The sequence below is a fragment of the Pseudoalteromonas sp. HM-SA03 genome, assembly GCF_002289345.1.
Taxonomy (GTDB): domain Bacteria; phylum Pseudomonadota; class Gammaproteobacteria; order Enterobacterales; family Alteromonadaceae; genus Pseudoalteromonas.
Genome location: NZ_NSDG01000077.1, coordinates 16,749 through 32,217, shown reverse-complemented (window position 1 = coordinate 32,217; position 15,469 = coordinate 16,749). Strand labels below are relative to the sequence as shown.

Annotated in this window: 20 protein-coding genes; 7 read left to right on the top strand and 13 right to left on the bottom strand. The window is 43.4% G+C overall.

All coding sequences use genetic code 11. The features are described 5' to 3' along the window. Positions 1 to 216: 216 nt before the first annotated feature. Genes CKO50_RS15525 through CKO50_RS15475 form a run of 11 tightly spaced genes read right to left on the bottom strand, consistent with a single transcriptional unit; the run spans position 217 to position 7,968 of the window. Positions 217 to 486: an HPr family phosphocarrier protein gene (locus CKO50_RS15525; RefSeq protein ID WP_095728888.1), complete on the bottom strand. Its 270-nt coding sequence runs from the start codon at positions 484 to 486 to the stop codon at positions 217 to 219. Further along, positions 487 to 1,353: an RNase adapter RapZ gene (rapZ, locus tag CKO50_RS15520; protein ID WP_010605937.1), complete on the bottom strand. Its 867-nt coding sequence runs from the start codon at positions 1,351 to 1,353 to the stop codon at positions 487 to 489. It lies immediately after the preceding gene. Beyond that, positions 1,346 to 1,804 carry a PTS IIA-like nitrogen regulatory protein PtsN gene (ptsN, locus tag CKO50_RS15515; RefSeq protein WP_010605936.1) on the bottom strand — a complete coding sequence of 153 codons (459 nt, stop codon included), beginning with the start codon at positions 1,802 to 1,804 and terminating at the stop codon, positions 1,346 to 1,348. Before ptsN ends, rapZ begins: the two co-directional genes overlap by 8 nt. A 1-nt stretch (position 1,805) precedes the next feature. Beyond that, positions 1,806 to 2,093 (bottom strand): ribosome hibernation promoting factor, encoded by a 288-nt coding sequence (gene hpf, locus CKO50_RS15510; RefSeq protein WP_010376661.1) that lies wholly within the window; start codon positions 2,091 to 2,093, stop codon positions 1,806 to 1,808. 29 nt (positions 2,094 to 2,122) lie between these two features. Then, positions 2,123 to 3,622: an RNA polymerase factor sigma-54 gene (locus tag CKO50_RS15505; protein WP_095728887.1), complete on the bottom strand. Its 1,500-nt coding sequence runs from the start codon at positions 3,620 to 3,622 to the stop codon at positions 2,123 to 2,125. A gap of 46 nt (positions 3,623 to 3,668) precedes the next feature. Continuing rightward, positions 3,669 to 4,394, bottom strand: a complete 726-nt coding sequence (gene lptB / locus CKO50_RS15500) for an LPS export ABC transporter ATP-binding protein (protein WP_095728886.1) — start codon at positions 4,392 to 4,394, stop codon at positions 3,669 to 3,671. After that, complete coding sequence (gene lptA / locus CKO50_RS15495; protein ID WP_095728885.1) at positions 4,394 to 4,936, bottom strand: lipopolysaccharide transport periplasmic protein LptA; 543 nt, start codon at positions 4,934 to 4,936, stop codon at positions 4,394 to 4,396. The genes lptB and lptA overlap by 1 nt, the downstream gene beginning before the upstream one ends. Beyond that, positions 4,926 to 5,480 carry an LPS export ABC transporter periplasmic protein LptC gene (gene lptC, locus CKO50_RS15490; protein WP_095728884.1) on the bottom strand — a complete coding sequence of 185 codons (555 nt, stop codon included), beginning with the start codon at positions 5,478 to 5,480 and terminating at the stop codon, positions 4,926 to 4,928. The genes lptA and lptC overlap by 11 nt, the downstream gene beginning before the upstream one ends. Further along, complete coding sequence (kdsC, locus tag CKO50_RS15485) at positions 5,477 to 6,028, bottom strand: 3-deoxy-manno-octulosonate-8-phosphatase KdsC (protein ID WP_095728883.1); 552 nt, start codon at positions 6,026 to 6,028, stop codon at positions 5,477 to 5,479. The genes lptC and kdsC overlap by 4 nt, the downstream gene beginning before the upstream one ends. Then, the gene (locus CKO50_RS15480) at positions 6,028 to 6,999 is read right to left on the bottom strand and encodes a KpsF/GutQ family sugar-phosphate isomerase (protein ID WP_095728882.1); all 972 of its coding nucleotides are present in this window, start codon (positions 6,997 to 6,999) and stop codon (positions 6,028 to 6,030) included. Before CKO50_RS15480 ends, kdsC begins: the two co-directional genes overlap by 1 nt. Before the next feature lie 9 nt (positions 7,000 to 7,008). Continuing rightward, positions 7,009 to 7,968, bottom strand: a complete 960-nt coding sequence (locus CKO50_RS15475) for a calcium/sodium antiporter (protein ID WP_010376669.1) — start codon at positions 7,966 to 7,968, stop codon at positions 7,009 to 7,011. Between the two features lie 174 nt (positions 7,969 to 8,142). Here CKO50_RS15475 and CKO50_RS15470 point away from each other — a divergent pair, with 174 nt between their 5' ends. The 7 genes from CKO50_RS15470 to murA are packed head-to-tail and all read left to right on the top strand — an operon-like array spanning position 8,143 to position 12,800. Then, positions 8,143 to 8,943, top strand: coding sequence for an ATP-binding cassette domain-containing protein (locus tag CKO50_RS15470; protein WP_176474684.1), 801 nt, complete (start codon positions 8,143 to 8,145; stop codon positions 8,941 to 8,943). Positions 8,944 to 8,946: 3 nt separating this feature from the next. Next, a complete protein-coding gene (gene mlaE / locus CKO50_RS15465; RefSeq protein WP_010376675.1) occupies positions 8,947 to 9,726 on the top strand; it encodes a lipid asymmetry maintenance ABC transporter permease subunit MlaE in 780 nt (259 codons plus the stop codon). Between the two features lie 12 nt (positions 9,727 to 9,738). Continuing rightward, entirely contained in the window at positions 9,739 to 10,284 is a 546-nt protein-coding gene (gene mlaD, locus CKO50_RS15460) for an outer membrane lipid asymmetry maintenance protein MlaD (RefSeq protein ID WP_095728880.1), read from the top strand. A gap of 2 nt (positions 10,285 to 10,286) precedes the next feature. Then, on the top strand, positions 10,287 to 10,973 hold the full coding sequence (locus tag CKO50_RS15455) for a phospholipid-binding protein MlaC (RefSeq protein WP_095728879.1): 687 nt from the start codon (positions 10,287 to 10,289) through the stop codon (positions 10,971 to 10,973). Beyond that, a complete protein-coding gene (locus CKO50_RS15450; RefSeq protein WP_095728878.1) occupies positions 10,960 to 11,265 on the top strand; it encodes a lipid asymmetry maintenance protein MlaB in 306 nt (101 codons plus the stop codon). Before CKO50_RS15455 ends, CKO50_RS15450 begins: the two co-directional genes overlap by 14 nt. Before the next feature lie 5 nt (positions 11,266 to 11,270). Next, on the top strand, positions 11,271 to 11,528 hold the full coding sequence (locus CKO50_RS15445; protein WP_010376682.1) for a BolA family protein: 258 nt from the start codon (positions 11,271 to 11,273) through the stop codon (positions 11,526 to 11,528). 12 nt (positions 11,529 to 11,540) lie between these two features. Continuing rightward, positions 11,541 to 12,800, top strand: coding sequence for a UDP-N-acetylglucosamine 1-carboxyvinyltransferase (gene murA / locus CKO50_RS15440; protein WP_095728877.1), 1,260 nt, complete (start codon positions 11,541 to 11,543; stop codon positions 12,798 to 12,800). 53 nt (positions 12,801 to 12,853) lie between these two features. On the opposite strand, the gene CKO50_RS15435 is transcribed toward murA, so the two are convergent. Together CKO50_RS15435 and CKO50_RS15430 are read right to left on the bottom strand one after the other, a co-directional pair. Continuing rightward, positions 12,854 to 13,837, bottom strand: coding sequence for a trypsin-like peptidase domain-containing protein (locus CKO50_RS15435; protein ID WP_255229997.1), 984 nt, complete (start codon positions 13,835 to 13,837; stop codon positions 12,854 to 12,856). Positions 13,838 to 14,037: 200 nt separating this feature from the next. Further along, the gene (locus CKO50_RS15430; RefSeq protein ID WP_095728875.1) at positions 14,038 to 15,390 is read right to left on the bottom strand and encodes a DegQ family serine endoprotease; all 1,353 of its coding nucleotides are present in this window, start codon (positions 15,388 to 15,390) and stop codon (positions 14,038 to 14,040) included. Positions 15,391 to 15,469: the final 79 nt, after the last annotated feature.

Sequence of the window (15,469 nt, the reverse complement as noted above, 5' to 3'; positions counted from 1 at the left end):
CACGCTAAAGATGTAGGCAACGATAAAGTAGGATTTTCTCGGCAACTCGCTTCACGGCACGAAAGAAACCTAAATTGGTATTACAGTGTAACTCAGTTTATTAGGAACTACCAAGGTTTACGCTTAATTATGAGAGACTTATTAAACCACTTTGGTTACGGAGGAGGGGAGATTAGCTGGGAGTAAATGAATCAGGCCTTATTGTTTTACTGACGATTACTCGGATTCATTAAATTTATTTTCTATTAGTCCACCAATGGCGTCTAGTGCATACTGAGCATCAGGACCTTCGCAAACCACTCGTACTTCTTTTCCTTGGCTGCTTTCAAGTAACAGCAGTGCTAGAACGCTATCAGCAGCAGCACTTCTGTCTCCTTGATATAAGGTCACTTCGGCATCAAATTGGGTCGCTAATTGTGCAAGAACCGTCGCTGCTCGAGCGTGCAGGCCGAGTTTATTCTGGATTAAAAACGTATCTTCTAACATTTAACCCTCTTGTTCTCGGTGACGAATTTTGACGTTGGGATGGGTTTTTGCAAATCGCTCGCCAATGGTTTGCGCTAAGTATACCGAGCGATGTTGCCCGCCTGTACATCCTATTGCGATCGTTAGATAACTGCGATTGTTACGCTCTAAGTGTGGTAACCAAGTTTGTACAAAGGTTTGGATCTGCCAAGTAAACTTTTGCACTATGCTATGACTCGATAAATAGTCTTTGACTGGCTGATCTAGGCCAGTTAGCGGCTTAAGCTCAGGCTCCCAATGTGGGTTGGGCAAAAAGCGTGCATCAAAAACGTAATCCGCTTGTTTTGGGATGCCGTGTTTAAAGCCGAAAGATTCAAAGGTAATAATGAGTTGTTTGTCTTTTTTACCTAAGATTTTTTCGCGGATATCTTCTGCAAGTTGATGAACGCTCAGGCCTGTAGTATCAATGAGAAAATCGGCGCGAGTGATCAACACGTCTAACAATTCCCGTTCTTTCTTTATCGCAACATCTAATGGAAGATTATGCAGTGAAAGCGGGTGCAAACGGCGTGTTTCTGAGAAGCGTTTTATCAGGGTTTGATCGTCACTGTCTAAATAAAACAGGGTAGGTTTGGCAAAGCCTGGTAAGTATTCAAGAATGTCATTAAATTCGTCCTGCTCTTTAGGCAAGTTTCTAACATCAATACTGACTGCAATTTTATTATAATTGTCGGAAACACTGCGGACTAAAGACGGCAGCAAATTGACTGGAATGTTATCTACACAATAGTAGCCTAAGTCTTCCAATACTCGAAGCGCTACAGATTTACCAGAGCCTGAGCGGCCACTGATAATGATAAGCTCGAGTCCTTTTTCTTCATCACTCATCAAGTTCACCTTGGATCACTGCATATAACTCATCGTCACTTTTTGCTTGCCTAAGCATTTTGCAAAAAGACTTGTCTTTGAGTGTATCAGCAATCGCCGCTAAGGTCTTCAGGTGCTGTTGATTATCACCTTCGGGTACGATGAACGCGACAAAAATATCGACAGGCTGCTTATCTATAGCTTCAAACTGGATCCCTTGCTCGCTGACGAGCACCATTGCAAGGATTTTATCCAAACCTTCAAGTCGGCCATGGGGAATGGCAATGCCTTTACCGATCCCGGTGCTGCCTAATTTCTCTCGCGCCATTAAGGCATCCAAGATAGCATGCTGACTGGTATTTGGAATTTGGCTATGAGCCAGTTCGCTGATGTATTCTAAAATACGTTTTTTGCTATTAAAAAGGACCGCAGCTTTGCTGCAGTCCTTGTTCACTAATTCACTTAATTTCATCTTAGTGTCGAGTGAGCTTCTCTTTGTGTTTAATAACTTGACGATCTAGCTTGTCGATAAGGCCATCAATTGCGGCATACATATCTTGATGCTCTGTTGATGCAAATAGCTCGCCGCCGTTTACGTGTAATGTTGCTTCTGCTTTTTGTACTAGCTTCTCGACATCAAGGATCACATGCACGTTATTGATATGATCAAAATGTCTTTCTAGCTTCGCAAACTTGTTGGTGACATAGTCTCTTAATGAGTCAGTAATTTCTACATGGCGACCAGTTAGATTTAGTTGCATAAGCATTTTTCCTTCTTGGGTTTTACGTCTTATATCAAGCTTTTACGCTGATTTGACGGTGGAATGGCTAGGGATTCACGATATTTTGCAATCGTACGTCTCGCTACCTTAATTCCTTGCTCAGCTAAGATATCTGCAATTTTGCTATCACTCAATGGCTTCGCGGTATTTTCTGCAGCTATCAGCTTTTTGATAAGTGCTCTAATTGCTGTAGAAGAGCACTCACCTCCATTTTCCGTACTTACATGGCTAGAGAAGAAATACTTCAGCTCAAATATACCCCGAGGTGTATGCATGTACTTTTGTGTTGTCACACGGGAAATTGTGGACTCATGCATCTCAACCATTTCAGCAACATCATTTAGCACCATAGGGCGCATTGCTTCGGGGCCATGTTCAAAGAATGCCTGTTGTTGTTGCACAATGCAATTGGTAACTTTTAATAAAGTATCATTTCGGCTTTCTAAGCTTTTAATAAACCACTTTGCTTCTTGTAAATGTGAGCGAATAAACTGACTATCCGTACTGGATTTCGCCGTTCTAGACATCGCAGCGTAATGGTCATTTACTCTTATTTTAGGCATAGCATCAGGATTTAGCTCTACGACCCAACGACCTTTTACTTTTTTCACGGATACGTCAGGGATCACATACTCAGGCTCTTCATGAATAATGCTTGCCGCAGGTTTTGGGTTAAGGCTATGAATTAACGTCATGACCTCTTTGAGCTCGGCTTCTTTAAGGCGCGTTTTCTTAGCCAAAGTTCGATAGTCACGGCTGGCAAGCAAGTCGATATGTTCTGTCAGGATCATTTTCGTTTCGGCAATCCATGGCGTATCTGGGGCGAACTGATTTAGCTGAATACACAAGCATTCTTGTAAACTACGCGCTGCGATACCGACAGGGTCAAAAAGCTGAATACGTTTGAGTACGGCTTCGACTTCATCGAGCTCAATAGGCTCTTCGCTATCTTCGTCATTAATGCTTTCTAAAATGTCTTCGCAAGAGAGTGTTAAAATGCCTGACAGGTCGACCGCTTCAATAATCGCAATCGCAATAGCTCTATCTGTTGGGCTAAATGGGGTCAACTCAAGTTGCCACATGAGATAATCGTGGAGAGATTCAGAGGTTTCCCCTTGATAAACATTATCGTCATCAGGGAGTGGACCTGAGCTGGCGGCCGGCGCAGCGCTCATATACTCGTCCCAAGTGACATCCATGGCGAGGTCATCGCTCACTGTGTCTTTGCTCATAGCGGTATCTGAGTCTATTTCATAGTCACTAACCTGTGCTTCATCGCCAGAATCTTGATTGTCGTCAGCACTGTTCTTTTCTTGGCCGTGTTGGTCAGCGTTTTCGCTGTCAGTATTATCACCTTCTTCCACTTCCAACAATGGATTGCTGTCTAATGCTTCTTGTATTTCTTGCTGCAGATCCAATGTACTAAGCTGCAACAAGCGAATGGCTTGTTGCAGTTGCGGAGTCATTGTAAGTTGCTGCCCCATGCGCAGCTGTAATGATTGCCTCATGTATCTCTAACAATCCTTTTTAACAGTTATTAATACTACGTCTTAACTATAGCTTGAATTGTTCGCCTAGGTAGACATCTCTTACGGTTTGATCTGCCAAAACATGTTCTGGCGTGCCTGCAGCGATTAACTCACCATGTGAAACGATGTAGGCCTTTTCACATACGTCCAGTGTTTCTCTAACGTTATGATCGGTGATTAGCACACCGATACCGCGGTTTTTTAGGTGCTCTATGATTGCCTTTATATCTAACACTGAAATAGGATCAACACCAGCAAAAGGTTCATCTAACAGGATAAACTTAGGGTTTGCGGCTAAAGCGCGAGCAATTTCGACTCGTCTTCTTTCGCCTCCCGACAATGCCATGCCCTGTGAGTCGCGAATGTGTTGAATATTAAACTCATCCAGTAACTCATTTAGTTCAGCTTCTCTGTCAACTTTAGATAAGTCTTTTCGAGTTTCTAAAATCGCCATCAAATTTTGATAGACCGTGAGTTTTCTAAAGATTGAAGACTCTTGCGGTAGATAGCCAATACCAAGTCGTGCACGGCTGTGCATCGGTAGCAAAGTGATATCTTCGTCATCAATCTGAATAAAACCTTTGTCGCTTGGTACTAACCCTACAATCATATAAAAAGTGGTGGTTTTACCTGCGCCATTTGGACCCAATAAGCCTACAACACTGCCAGCTTGAACACTCAAGCTAACATTTTTGACGACCTGACGACCTTTATAACTCTTTGCTAGACCAGTTGCTTTGAGCTCGCTCATTAATTGTTACCTTCTTCCTGTGCTTTTTTATCTTTTGTGTCTTTCTTGTCATCTACAGGAACAAGGATGGTTCTTACCCGAGAATTTTCTTGGTCTGAGCGCTCAGCACTGATCAGTTGCTTTTCAATATCATAGATGATGACTTGTGCACTACTTTTTTGGCCTGCTTGCGATATTTCAGCATTGCCAGTTAGTACCAATTTTAATTCAGCAACATCATAGCGAATTTCATTTGCCGCTGCGCGTAAGGTTGTACCATCCGCTTGAGCCTCTTCAAAAACAGCAGGGTTGCCAGTGGCAATTAGTAGCTGCTTATTTGAACCAAGTTCAGCGCGGCGGTGGACTTCTAGGCGATCGGCATTTATTTTTCTGTTGTCATGAATAATAACAACATTCTGTTCAAAAATACCGATGTTGCTTTGCAGTTGAGCTTGCTGACGGCCAGCATCAATAATGACTTCATTTTGTTCTGCAGCAATTGCGAGAGTAGAACTTGCAAGCAAGCCGATGAAAACTAGTTTGTTAATGATTTTACTGGTCATAATAAATTGTCTTTGTGTGGTTGATGAGTTCGATCACTTGCTTTTGTAGATCCGCATGCAGTCCTTTACCTGTGATCCTAAGACTAGGGCCGTTGATAACGACAGGGTGTTCTGACTTCATCAATTTTTGCTTAATTTCAACTCTTACATTATCGGCATTGATATCCGTGATCATGGCGTTAAGCGTTAAATTCTTTGCCAGCACATTGCCCTCTAATATCAAGGTGTTGTTTTCGTATAGGGTTGCTTCTAATGCACTTATTTGCCAATTCTGCTCACCGTTATATAAGGTAAAAATAGGCTTTTCAAAGTGACTAAAGCCAAGATCTTGATACAACTCCATCTTATCAGCAGTTACCTGATAGTTTAATAAGCCATTTTCACTATAGGTCGTTTGCTGAAGCGTGGTCGCAACATAATCGGGCTTAGCTAACGGTTCATCTTCTTTTGCTGGATCCGCCTCTGATGGATTAAACATGGGCGACCACATCCATACCATTAAAGAAGCGAAAACAATGAGTAAGATGACACGTAATACGGTCATGTGCTTGATCCTTTGGAAGTCAATAAGTGATTTTGGCTGAGCATTAGAAGATCAGTCAGTTCTCTCACAGCACCAAAACCACCAGGCATTAAGGTCGTGTAATGGGCGATATGTTTAACAAGAGGATGTGCATCATTGACAGCAACGGCAAAACCGACTTGTTCCATTACGGGTAGGTCTGGACCATCATCACCGATATACGCAATTTCGTCATCACTAAGGTTGAGCTTAGTCTTTAGTTCATCATATGCCACTAACTTGTTTTCTTGGCCTTGGTAAATATAAGTTACATTTAAACTAGTCATGCGTTGCTGAACTATTTGTGAATGCCTACCTGTGATAACGGCGACTTCGATACCACTATCAATCAAGGCCTTAATACCAAATCCATCTTTGGTATTAAATGCTTTCAGTTCTTCACCATTATTACCAAGGTATATACGGCCATCTGAGAATACGCCATCAATATCGCAAATTAATAATTTGATTTGCTTTGCTTTTTCCCAAGCTTCAGTTGAAATCGTCTGATATAAATCTTCAAATTGCATTACAGCACCCCCGCTCTAAGTAAATCTTGCGTATTCAAGGCGCCAACCGGTATGTTGTTTTCGTTTACCACAATCAAGCCATTAATTCGTTTGGTTTCCATGATATTGAGTACCTCAGCTGCGAGCATATCGGCGCGTGCCGTCGTACTTTTAGCCGTCATTACTTGCGTGATTGGGGTGGTGTGAATATCGACCTTTTGTTCGATAATACGGCGCAAGTCACCATCGGTAAAAATACCTTGTAATTGCGAGCTTTCATCTACGATTGCCGTCATACCTAAACTTTTAGCAGACATTTCAAATAAAGCTTCTTTAACTGTGCAATGACTATTGACCATAGGGATTGCATCCCCTTGATGCATGACATCAGCAACGGTTAGTAGTAGACGCCTTCCTAAACTACCGCCAGGATGAGAAAGCGCAAAATCATCAGCCGTAAAGCCTCTGGCTTCAAGTAGCGCAACCGCGAGCGCATCACCCATCACTAGTGTAGCTGTGGTGCTAGCCGTGGGTGCAAGTCCTAATGGGCAGGCTTCTTTTGATACTTTAACACAAAGGTGAATCGTTGCATTACGAGCCATTGTAGAGCTCGGGTTGCCTGTCATGGAAATAACGGGGGCTCCTAAACGCTTTATCACAGGCAGGATTGAGATCACCTCTTGGGTTTCCCCTGAGTTGGAAATCATCAGTACCACATCATCTTTGGTGATCATACCCAAGTCGCCGTGACTTGCTTCACCTGGATGAACAAAAAATGCAGGGCTGCCAGTACTTGCGAGTGTCGCTGCGATTTTGTTACCAATGTGGCCTGATTTACCCATGCCAATCACGATGATGCGACCTTGGCAGCCAAACATAATTTCACAGGCTTTTACAAATTGTTGATCAACAAACTGTTGCACTTCTTCTATTGCTGCAAGTTCGGTAGCAAAAACTTGATTTGCAGAGTCAATAAATGGGTTCGTTGTCACAAGGCTTCCTTAAATGATGTAGTAAATATAACCGACGAAGCTTGCGACAAGTATGCCACCTTCCAAGCGGTTGATGCGGCGCTGACCTGTTAAGCTGAGGCTCATTAGGATAAGCAGTAGTGTCGCGCCAAGCATAATAAAGATATCACGTGACGCAATATTGGCGTCGAGGACGGATGGGTTAATGATCCCTGCAATTGATAGTACTGCCAATATATTAAAGATGTTCGAGCCAATAATATTGCCAAGCGCTAGATCGTCCTCCTTTTTAAGTACGCCAGCAACACAAGCTGCAAGTTCGGGTAAACTAGTACCAACGGCGATAATGGTTAATCCTATTAGCAGATCACTCATGCCAAAATATTTGGCGATATCAACCGCAGCGCCAACGAGATAATCCGCGCTAATAGGCAGTAAAATCATGCCCACGATTAACCAAAAAACGGCTTTTTGAGTTGGAATATTATTGGGCACTTCTTCACAGGCTTCACTGACGAATGGGTCATCATTATCTCCACCCCCACGCTTGGTGATAATGATAAGTGCAAGAAGAAAAGCGGCAAAACCGACTAATAACAAAACACCTTCTACGAAACTAAAGTGATTATCACTAACGATATACCAAGCTGCCAATGAAACGATGACCAACAGCGGCATTTCACGGCGCAAAATGCCAGAGCCAACGGAGAGTGGCCTTAATAACGCGGTGAGACCCAAAACGAGTAAGATATTGGCGATGTTAGAACCTATGGCATTGCCTACGGCGGTGTCTGTTTTATCTGCAAGAGCGGCTTGCGCAGCAACCATCATTTCTGGCGCTGAAGAACCCATGGCCACGATAGTTAAACCAACAATTAATGTTGGCACACCAAAGTTTCGTGCAAGAGCGGCCGCACCAAAAACAAAGCGGTCAGCACTCCAAACCAGTGCAATAAAGCCAAGAATGAGAATAACAAACGATAAAACCATGAACCTCTAGCCAATAGGATTAAAATTTCGATAGATACTATCAAAAGCGCTCTGGAAAGTATAAGCAAACCGTTACATTTCACTACTTACAAAATTTTACCAAAACGATTTTCCATCTTGTTTGAAAAAAAAGTATCATACTTGGATGAATATAGTCTGGATCTGGAGAGCGACTTGTCGCAGTCAATTGTAGAAATCAAGGATGTAACCTTCTCTCGGGGTGAAAGGATCATCTACAAAAACATGAGCTTTTCTGTACCAAAGGGCAAAATTACCGCAATAATGGGGCCGAGCGGCATTGGTAAAACCACTATGTTGCGATTGATCGGTGGGCAGCTAAAGCCTGATAGCGGTGATATTCTTTTTGCTGGAAACAGTATCCCTAACATGGCTCGAGCAGCGTTATATCAGGCTCGAACGCGCATGAGCATGTTATTTCAAAGTGGCGCTTTGTTTACTGATATGAGCGTGTTCGATAATGTGGCATTTCCTCTACGCGAGCATACTGAATTATCTGAAGAGTTAATCCGTTTAGTGGTGTTGATGAAACTCCAAGCGGTTGGCCTTCGTGGTGCAAAAGATTTAATGCCGGCAGAGCTTTCTGGCGGTATGGCAAGACGTGCTGCTTTAGCACGTTCTATTGCGCTTGATCCTGAACTAATTATGTACGATGAACCATTTGCAGGTCAGGATCCGATCTCTATGGGCGTTCTAGTTCGCTTGATTAAGTCGCTTAATGAAGTATTGGGATTGTCGTCACTGATTGTCACTCATGATGTTACCGAAGTGCTGAGCATTGCAGACCACGTTGTTATTATCGCTGAACAAGGTGTGATTGGTACAGGAACTCCTGAGCAGATGCTTGAACATGAATCGCCATTGGTGCAGCAATTCTTACAAGGCCTTGCGGATGGTCCTGTACCATTCCACTTTAAAGCGCCAGATTATCAGCAAGCGCTGTTGCAAGGAGAATGAGTAATGGTCGACTTTTTACAAAAACTAGGCCACAAAACCCTCAGCCGTTTTGCCGCACTTGGTCGTGCCACAACAATGCTTTTTGGAGCGCTATGTAGCTTACCTAATTTCCGAAAAGGCACGCCGCTGTTGATAAAGCAACTTTACATGGTTGGTCATCAATCATTGTTGATTATCATGGTGTCTGGTTTATTTATCGGCATGGTATTGGCATTACAAGGCTATACCGTGTTAGTTGGGTATGGCGCTGAAGATAGCCTTGGACCTTTGGTTGCTTTGAGTTTACTTAGAGAGCTGGGTCCAGTGGTAACTGCACTCTTATTTGCAGGACGTGCAGGCAGTGCGTTAACTGCCGAAATCGGTTTGATGAAGGCTACGGAACAATTATCTAGTTTAGAAATGATGGCGATAGACCCGCTGAAACGGGTGGTTGCTCCTCGTTTCTGGGCTGGTTTTATTAGTATGCCGTTACTCGCACTGATATTTTCTGCGATCGCTATTTTAGGCGCACACCTGGTGGGGGTTGATTGGTTAGGCGTAGATTCAGGTAGCTTCTGGTCAATTATGCAATCGCAAGTGTCGTTTCAACAAGATATATTAAATGGTCTTATTAAGAGTTTCGTATTTGCACTATTAGTAACTTGGATCGCGCTATACAAAGGCTATGACTGTATTCCTACTTCAGAAGGAATAAGTAAAGCGACGACAGAGACGGTAGTACATTCTTCACTGGCTGTACTTGGCTTTGACTTTGTATTAACAGCGGTTATGTTCTCAAGTTAAAAGGTTTTAAAAATGAATACACGGAAAATAGAAATTTTAGTTGGCTTGTTCGTGGCATTGGGCATTGCTGCATTTGTTATGTTGGCGTTAAAGGTGGCTAACTCAGGCTTAAGCGGCAATGGTGAGACTTACAATTTGCATGCTAAGTTCGAAAATATAGGCTCGTTAAAAACCCGTGCCCCAATTAAGGTAGGTGGGGTTGTGATTGGCCGTGTTGATGGAATTCACATCCACCCCCAAGAATTTGTACCTGTAGTTTCGATGAGTTTAGATAAAAACTACGAGTGTCAGTTTTCTGATACTTCGTCGGTTTCGATTTTGACATCGGGCATTTTGGGTGAGCAATATTTAGGTATTTCTCCTGTTATTGCTGCTGAATCTGCGAAGCAAAAATGTCTTGGTCAGGAAGTAACGAGTGAAGAGAGCGTTGATCTTGAGTCTCTTTTTGGTGTGGAAACAAGAGCATTGAAAGACGGTGATATGATCACAGATACAAAATCAGCACTGGTATTAGAAGAGCTAATTGGTCAGTTCCTATTTAATCAAGGGAGCGAGTAAATATGTTAAAAAACATCTATGCAAAATGTCTGATTTTGTTTGTAGCATTGATGGCTACCGCATTGGTTCAGGCGAAAGAGGTGGACTCAAGCGATCCTTATAAAATGGTGGAGCAAGTTGCGGCGCAAACTTTTCAGCGTGTTACGAAAGAGCAAAACATCATTGAAAAAGACAAAGAACACTTACGCGTTATCGTGGAAGAAGAGCTCTTGCCTTACATTGATCACAAATATGCTGCGTATCGTGTATTAGGCTCTTATATTCAAACGGTTCGCAACATTGAAAGTAAAGAGGAAAAAGCTGCTGCTATCAAGCATATTAAAGAGTTTATCGAGGTATTCAAAAATTACTTGGTAGCGACTTATGCTGGTGTGTTTACTCAATATAAAGACCAAAAGGTAGAGTTTGGTGAGCATCGCCCATTTGAGAATGAGGCTGTGGTTGTTGTTAAGACTAAAATTGTAGAGCCTGGTAAGCCTGATATCAAAATTGATTTTAAAGTTAGACGCGGTCAAGACGGTGACTGGCGTGCTTTTGACATGATGGCGGAAGGCATTAGTTTACTAGATGCCAAACAATCGGAGCTACATGGTATTTTGCGCCAGCAAGGTATTGAACATGTGATCCAACTGTTGGATAAGAAGAGCAAGCTACCAGTGCAATTTAGAGGGGATGATGGTGACGCCTAGTATTTCATTCACCGAAAGTAAAGGTGAAATCGTGTTAACTGGTGAACTTACGAGAGCGAGTTTACCAAGCGCACTGAAACAGTCGACCATCGTTCAAGTGTTGAAAAATGCGCAATCAACCGTCTATTTTAACCTTTCTGAGGTGACAAGGGTTGACACCGCGGGCTTAGCTTGGTTAATTCACTCTTTAGGTCAATTGAAACAGCGCGACATTTGTCTCGAGCTGAAAAATACGCCTGAACAACTGCAAAATTTAATGGAGTTGGGACAGGTGACAACCCTATTTGAGTGAGTCTAATGGAAACAAATCAAGTCGAAACTTTATTGAGAGATGCACTATCGCTTGACGAAATCATCGTCAAAGCTAATGGTAGTCACTACGAAGTCATTGCTGTTGGAACGTGTTTTGACGGATTAAGAAGGCTGAAAAGAGAACAGCTGATCTATGGCCCACTGATGGATACGATTAAAGACGGCACTATGCATGCTGTTAGTATTCGTGCATTCACACCTGATGAATGGCAAAAAGAGCGCAAATTTATTCTTCCACAATAACGGAGTGCCGCAATGGATCAGTTTGTTATCCAAGGTGGCACCACTTTAGCCGGTGAAGTCACTATTTCAGGGGCTAAAAATGCAGCCCTACCTATTTTATTCGCCGCTCTGCTTGGCGATGGCAAAAGCTGTTTTTCGAATGTACCGCATTTACGTGATATTGGTACCACTGAAGCCTTATTAAAAACACTGGGCGCTGAAGTTGAGTGGGATGGTGATATCTTAGAAATCAATGGTGCAACGGTAAATAGCGTACTTGCACCTTATGAACTCGTTAAGCAAATGCGTGCTTCGGTGTTGGCGTTGGGCCCATTAGTCGCTAGATTTGGTCAAGCGCAAGTTTCCCTACCGGGAGGCTGTGCTATTGGTGCTCGTCCAGTCGATCTGCATATTTCGGGCCTTGAGAAAATGGGCGCTAAGATCAAAGTTGAGAATGGTTATATCCATGCGGTAACTGAGGGCCGCCTTCGTGGCGCTGAGATCTTTATGGAAACCGTCAGCGTTGGTGCTACTGAAAACTTACTGATGGCTGCAACCCTCGCCGAGGGTAAAACTGTGATAGACAATGCTGCGAGAGAACCAGAGATTATTAACTTAGCTGAATGCTTAGTTGCCATGGGTGCCAAGATCAGCGGTGCAGGTTCGAGCCGAATTGAGATAGAAGGCGTTGAGCGTCTTAATGGTTGTGAGCATAAAATCCTTCCAGATCGTATCGAAACGGGGACCTTCTTGGTTGCTGCAGCAATGGCAAAAGGTGAAGTGCTGTGTAAAAACACGGACTATCATAGCCTTGAACCTGTGCTTGAAAAGCTACGCGCTGCCAATGCTATTGTTGAGGTAAATGAAGACAGTATTTATGTGGATATGCGTCAACGCGCTTTGAAAGCTGTTAATATCAAAACCATGCCACATCCAGGTTTTCCAACAGACATGCAAGCTCAGTTTACTGCATTAAATGTGGTGGCTGAAGGTAGTGCGACAATCACAGAAACTATCTTTGAAAACCGCTTTATGCATGTGCCAGAGCTGCAGCGTATGGGCGCGAATATTCGTTTAGAAGGCAACACGGCAATCTGTGGTGAGACTGAGTCGTTATCAGGTGCACAGGTAATGGCAACTGATTTACGCGCATCTGCGAGTCTTATCCTAACGGGTATTGTTGCAACAGGCGAAACCATAGTAGATCGCATCTATCATGTTGATAGGGGTTATCAGAAGATAGAAGATAAGCTAAGTCGTTTAGGTGCAAATATAAAACGCCGTAAAACCTGAGATTAATGATTCTAAATAAAAAACGAAAAAGCGTCCCTCTGGACGCTTTTTTCTTAATATAACCCTGTTTCGAGTTCAGCGACTTCCACTGTAATGGTGAGGCGTTGGCCACCTCTGAGTACTTCAAACTCGAGTTTAGTGCCAGGCGCGGTATTGCCTATCGTCTTCAGTGTCCTTTGCGGATTAGTCACAGGCTCTCCACCTACTTTAACTACAATATCGTGCTCTTTCATACCAGCTTGCCATGCGGGACCTAATGGGTCTAATTCGCTAACAGCAAGGCCGACAATTGGTGTGTAGAGATCTGTTACGCTTTTACCTGTGTTATCAACTGGCGTGCCTCTAAAACCGAGATAGCCTCGGATCACTCTGCCATCCATAATGAGTTTATGCATAACGTCCAGTGCAAGATCATAAGGGATCGCAAAAGAGATACCTTGGATATCAATATTCAAACGTGTGCGAAACTGCGCAGAAGTTATGCCAACTAGCGCGCCATTTGAATTGACAACGGCACCACCTGAGTTACCAACATTAATCGCGGCATCCATTTGCAGCAAATTATTAAATTGGCTTTCTGTGAGAGTCTGTTTGCCCGTTGCACTGATAATACCTTGCGTAATGGTTTGTCCAATGTTCAATGGGTTACCAATTGCGAGCACCACATCCCCAACACGTGGTGAGTAATCATGATCGATAGGAATGACAGGTAAATTCTCAGCTGGAATTTTTAATAAAGCTAAATCGGTGATGGTGTCATAGCCTATCAGTTGCGTATCGCTATACTGGCGGCCATCAGGAAGAAGCACAATGATTTGATCGGCGTTGTTCACTACATGATAGTTTGTCAGTATGTAGCCATCTCGGCTCATAATAACACCAGAGCCAAGTTCTCTAACCGTGCTTTGGCGCTGATATCTTGGCTGGTTGCTAAAGCCCTCGGAAAAAATCGTCACGACCGCTGGAGCCGTTTTTTCTACAGCGTCAGCAAAACTCATATGATGGGCCTGAATATGCGGGGCTTCAAGTTTTGGCAAGTTATCCCTCAGCTCAGGATTAAACCAAATGATAATGAAAGCGATCCCTAATCCGGCAAGAAGCGGTGGAAAAATGAANTTTAATTAATTTGAGCACAAGAGCTTATATTTATCGTTATCTAATACTGCTAATAATGACACNAAAAAAAAACACAGCGACAAGCTTCGCTGTGTTTCATTTTTAATATTTGTCGATTTCGTTACTGAATGAGGTAGAAAACCGTCTCGCGATCGCGTTTAATCCCTAGTACGATATTGCCTTTAATACCATTAATTAGTTTAGACATGTCTTTAACGCTAGTGACGCGTTGACGATTCACTTGCATGATCACATCGCCTTCTTCAAGGCCAACACGTGCTGCTGGTGAGCGAGGTTCTACTGAGGTAATGACGACACCTTCATTACCATTGCGCTCGCCACTCTCTAGTACCGCGCCTCGTAGGTTTGGATGTACGTCTTCAGCATTCGCCTGCTCTTCTTGCTTACCACCAAGTTCTACGTCGATAAACTTGGTTTTGCCATCACGGTAGACACCAAGTCGTACCTCACGACCTTCACCCATCGTAGCCACTTTACCGTGGAGTTCATTAAAGCTTTCAATGTCGTCGCCGTTTAGGCTGACAATGACATCATTGGCTTTCAGGCCCGCTTTGTCTGCTGCTGAATCTTCCACTACGCGCATGACATAAGCACCGCGCTTAACATCAAAGCCTTGTGCTTTAGCAAGACCTGCATCTAAGGTACGACCCAAAATACCCAATGAACCACGACGAACTTCTCCGTACTCAACAATTTGGTCCACTAGGTTTTTCATCATGTTTGACGGAATAGCAAAGCCGATCCCGACATTGCCGCCAGACGCACCTAAAATAGCGGTGTTGATACCAATGAGCTCACCGTTTAAGTTAACCAGTGCACCACCTGAATTACCTTGGTTGATCGCCGCATCTGTTTGGATAAAGTCTTCGTAGCCTTCGATATTTAAGCCGCTACGGCCTAGTGCACTGATTATTCCTGAGGTGACTGTATGACTTAAACCAAACGGGTTACCAATAGCAACGGAAAAGTCACCTACTCTCAGCTTGTCTGAATTAGCGAGTTTAATTTCTGTTAGGTCTTCGCCGTCGATTTGTAGCAATGCGATATCGGATTCGGCGTCGCTACCGATTAATTTAGCTTCGAACTCTCTGCCATCCTTTAAGGTGACCAGCATTTCGTCTGCATCATCAATAACGTGATTGTTTGTAACGACATAACCTTTATCTGCATCGATGATGACACCTGAGCCGAGGCCGCTAAAAGGGCGCTTTTGGCTACGAGGCTGCGGTTGTCCAAAGAAAAAGTCGAAAGGGTCGACACGGCGACGCACTTCCTTAGCACCTTTTACTTGGATACTAACAACGCCCGGGGTGACCTTTTCTAACATAGGTGCTAGCGTTGGTAATTGCTGGCCGTCTACGGCAACAGGAAGTTTGGCCATGCTTTGCTGCGGTAACAGCAATAAGCTAGAAGAAAGTAAAGCGGCCGATAACAAAGATAGTTTAAATTTCATAGTCGTGAAGTACTCCGCTATTAGCGTTAATATAAGTCATAAGGGGCTGATAATTAGCCCCTAGAATCAATAACTTCTT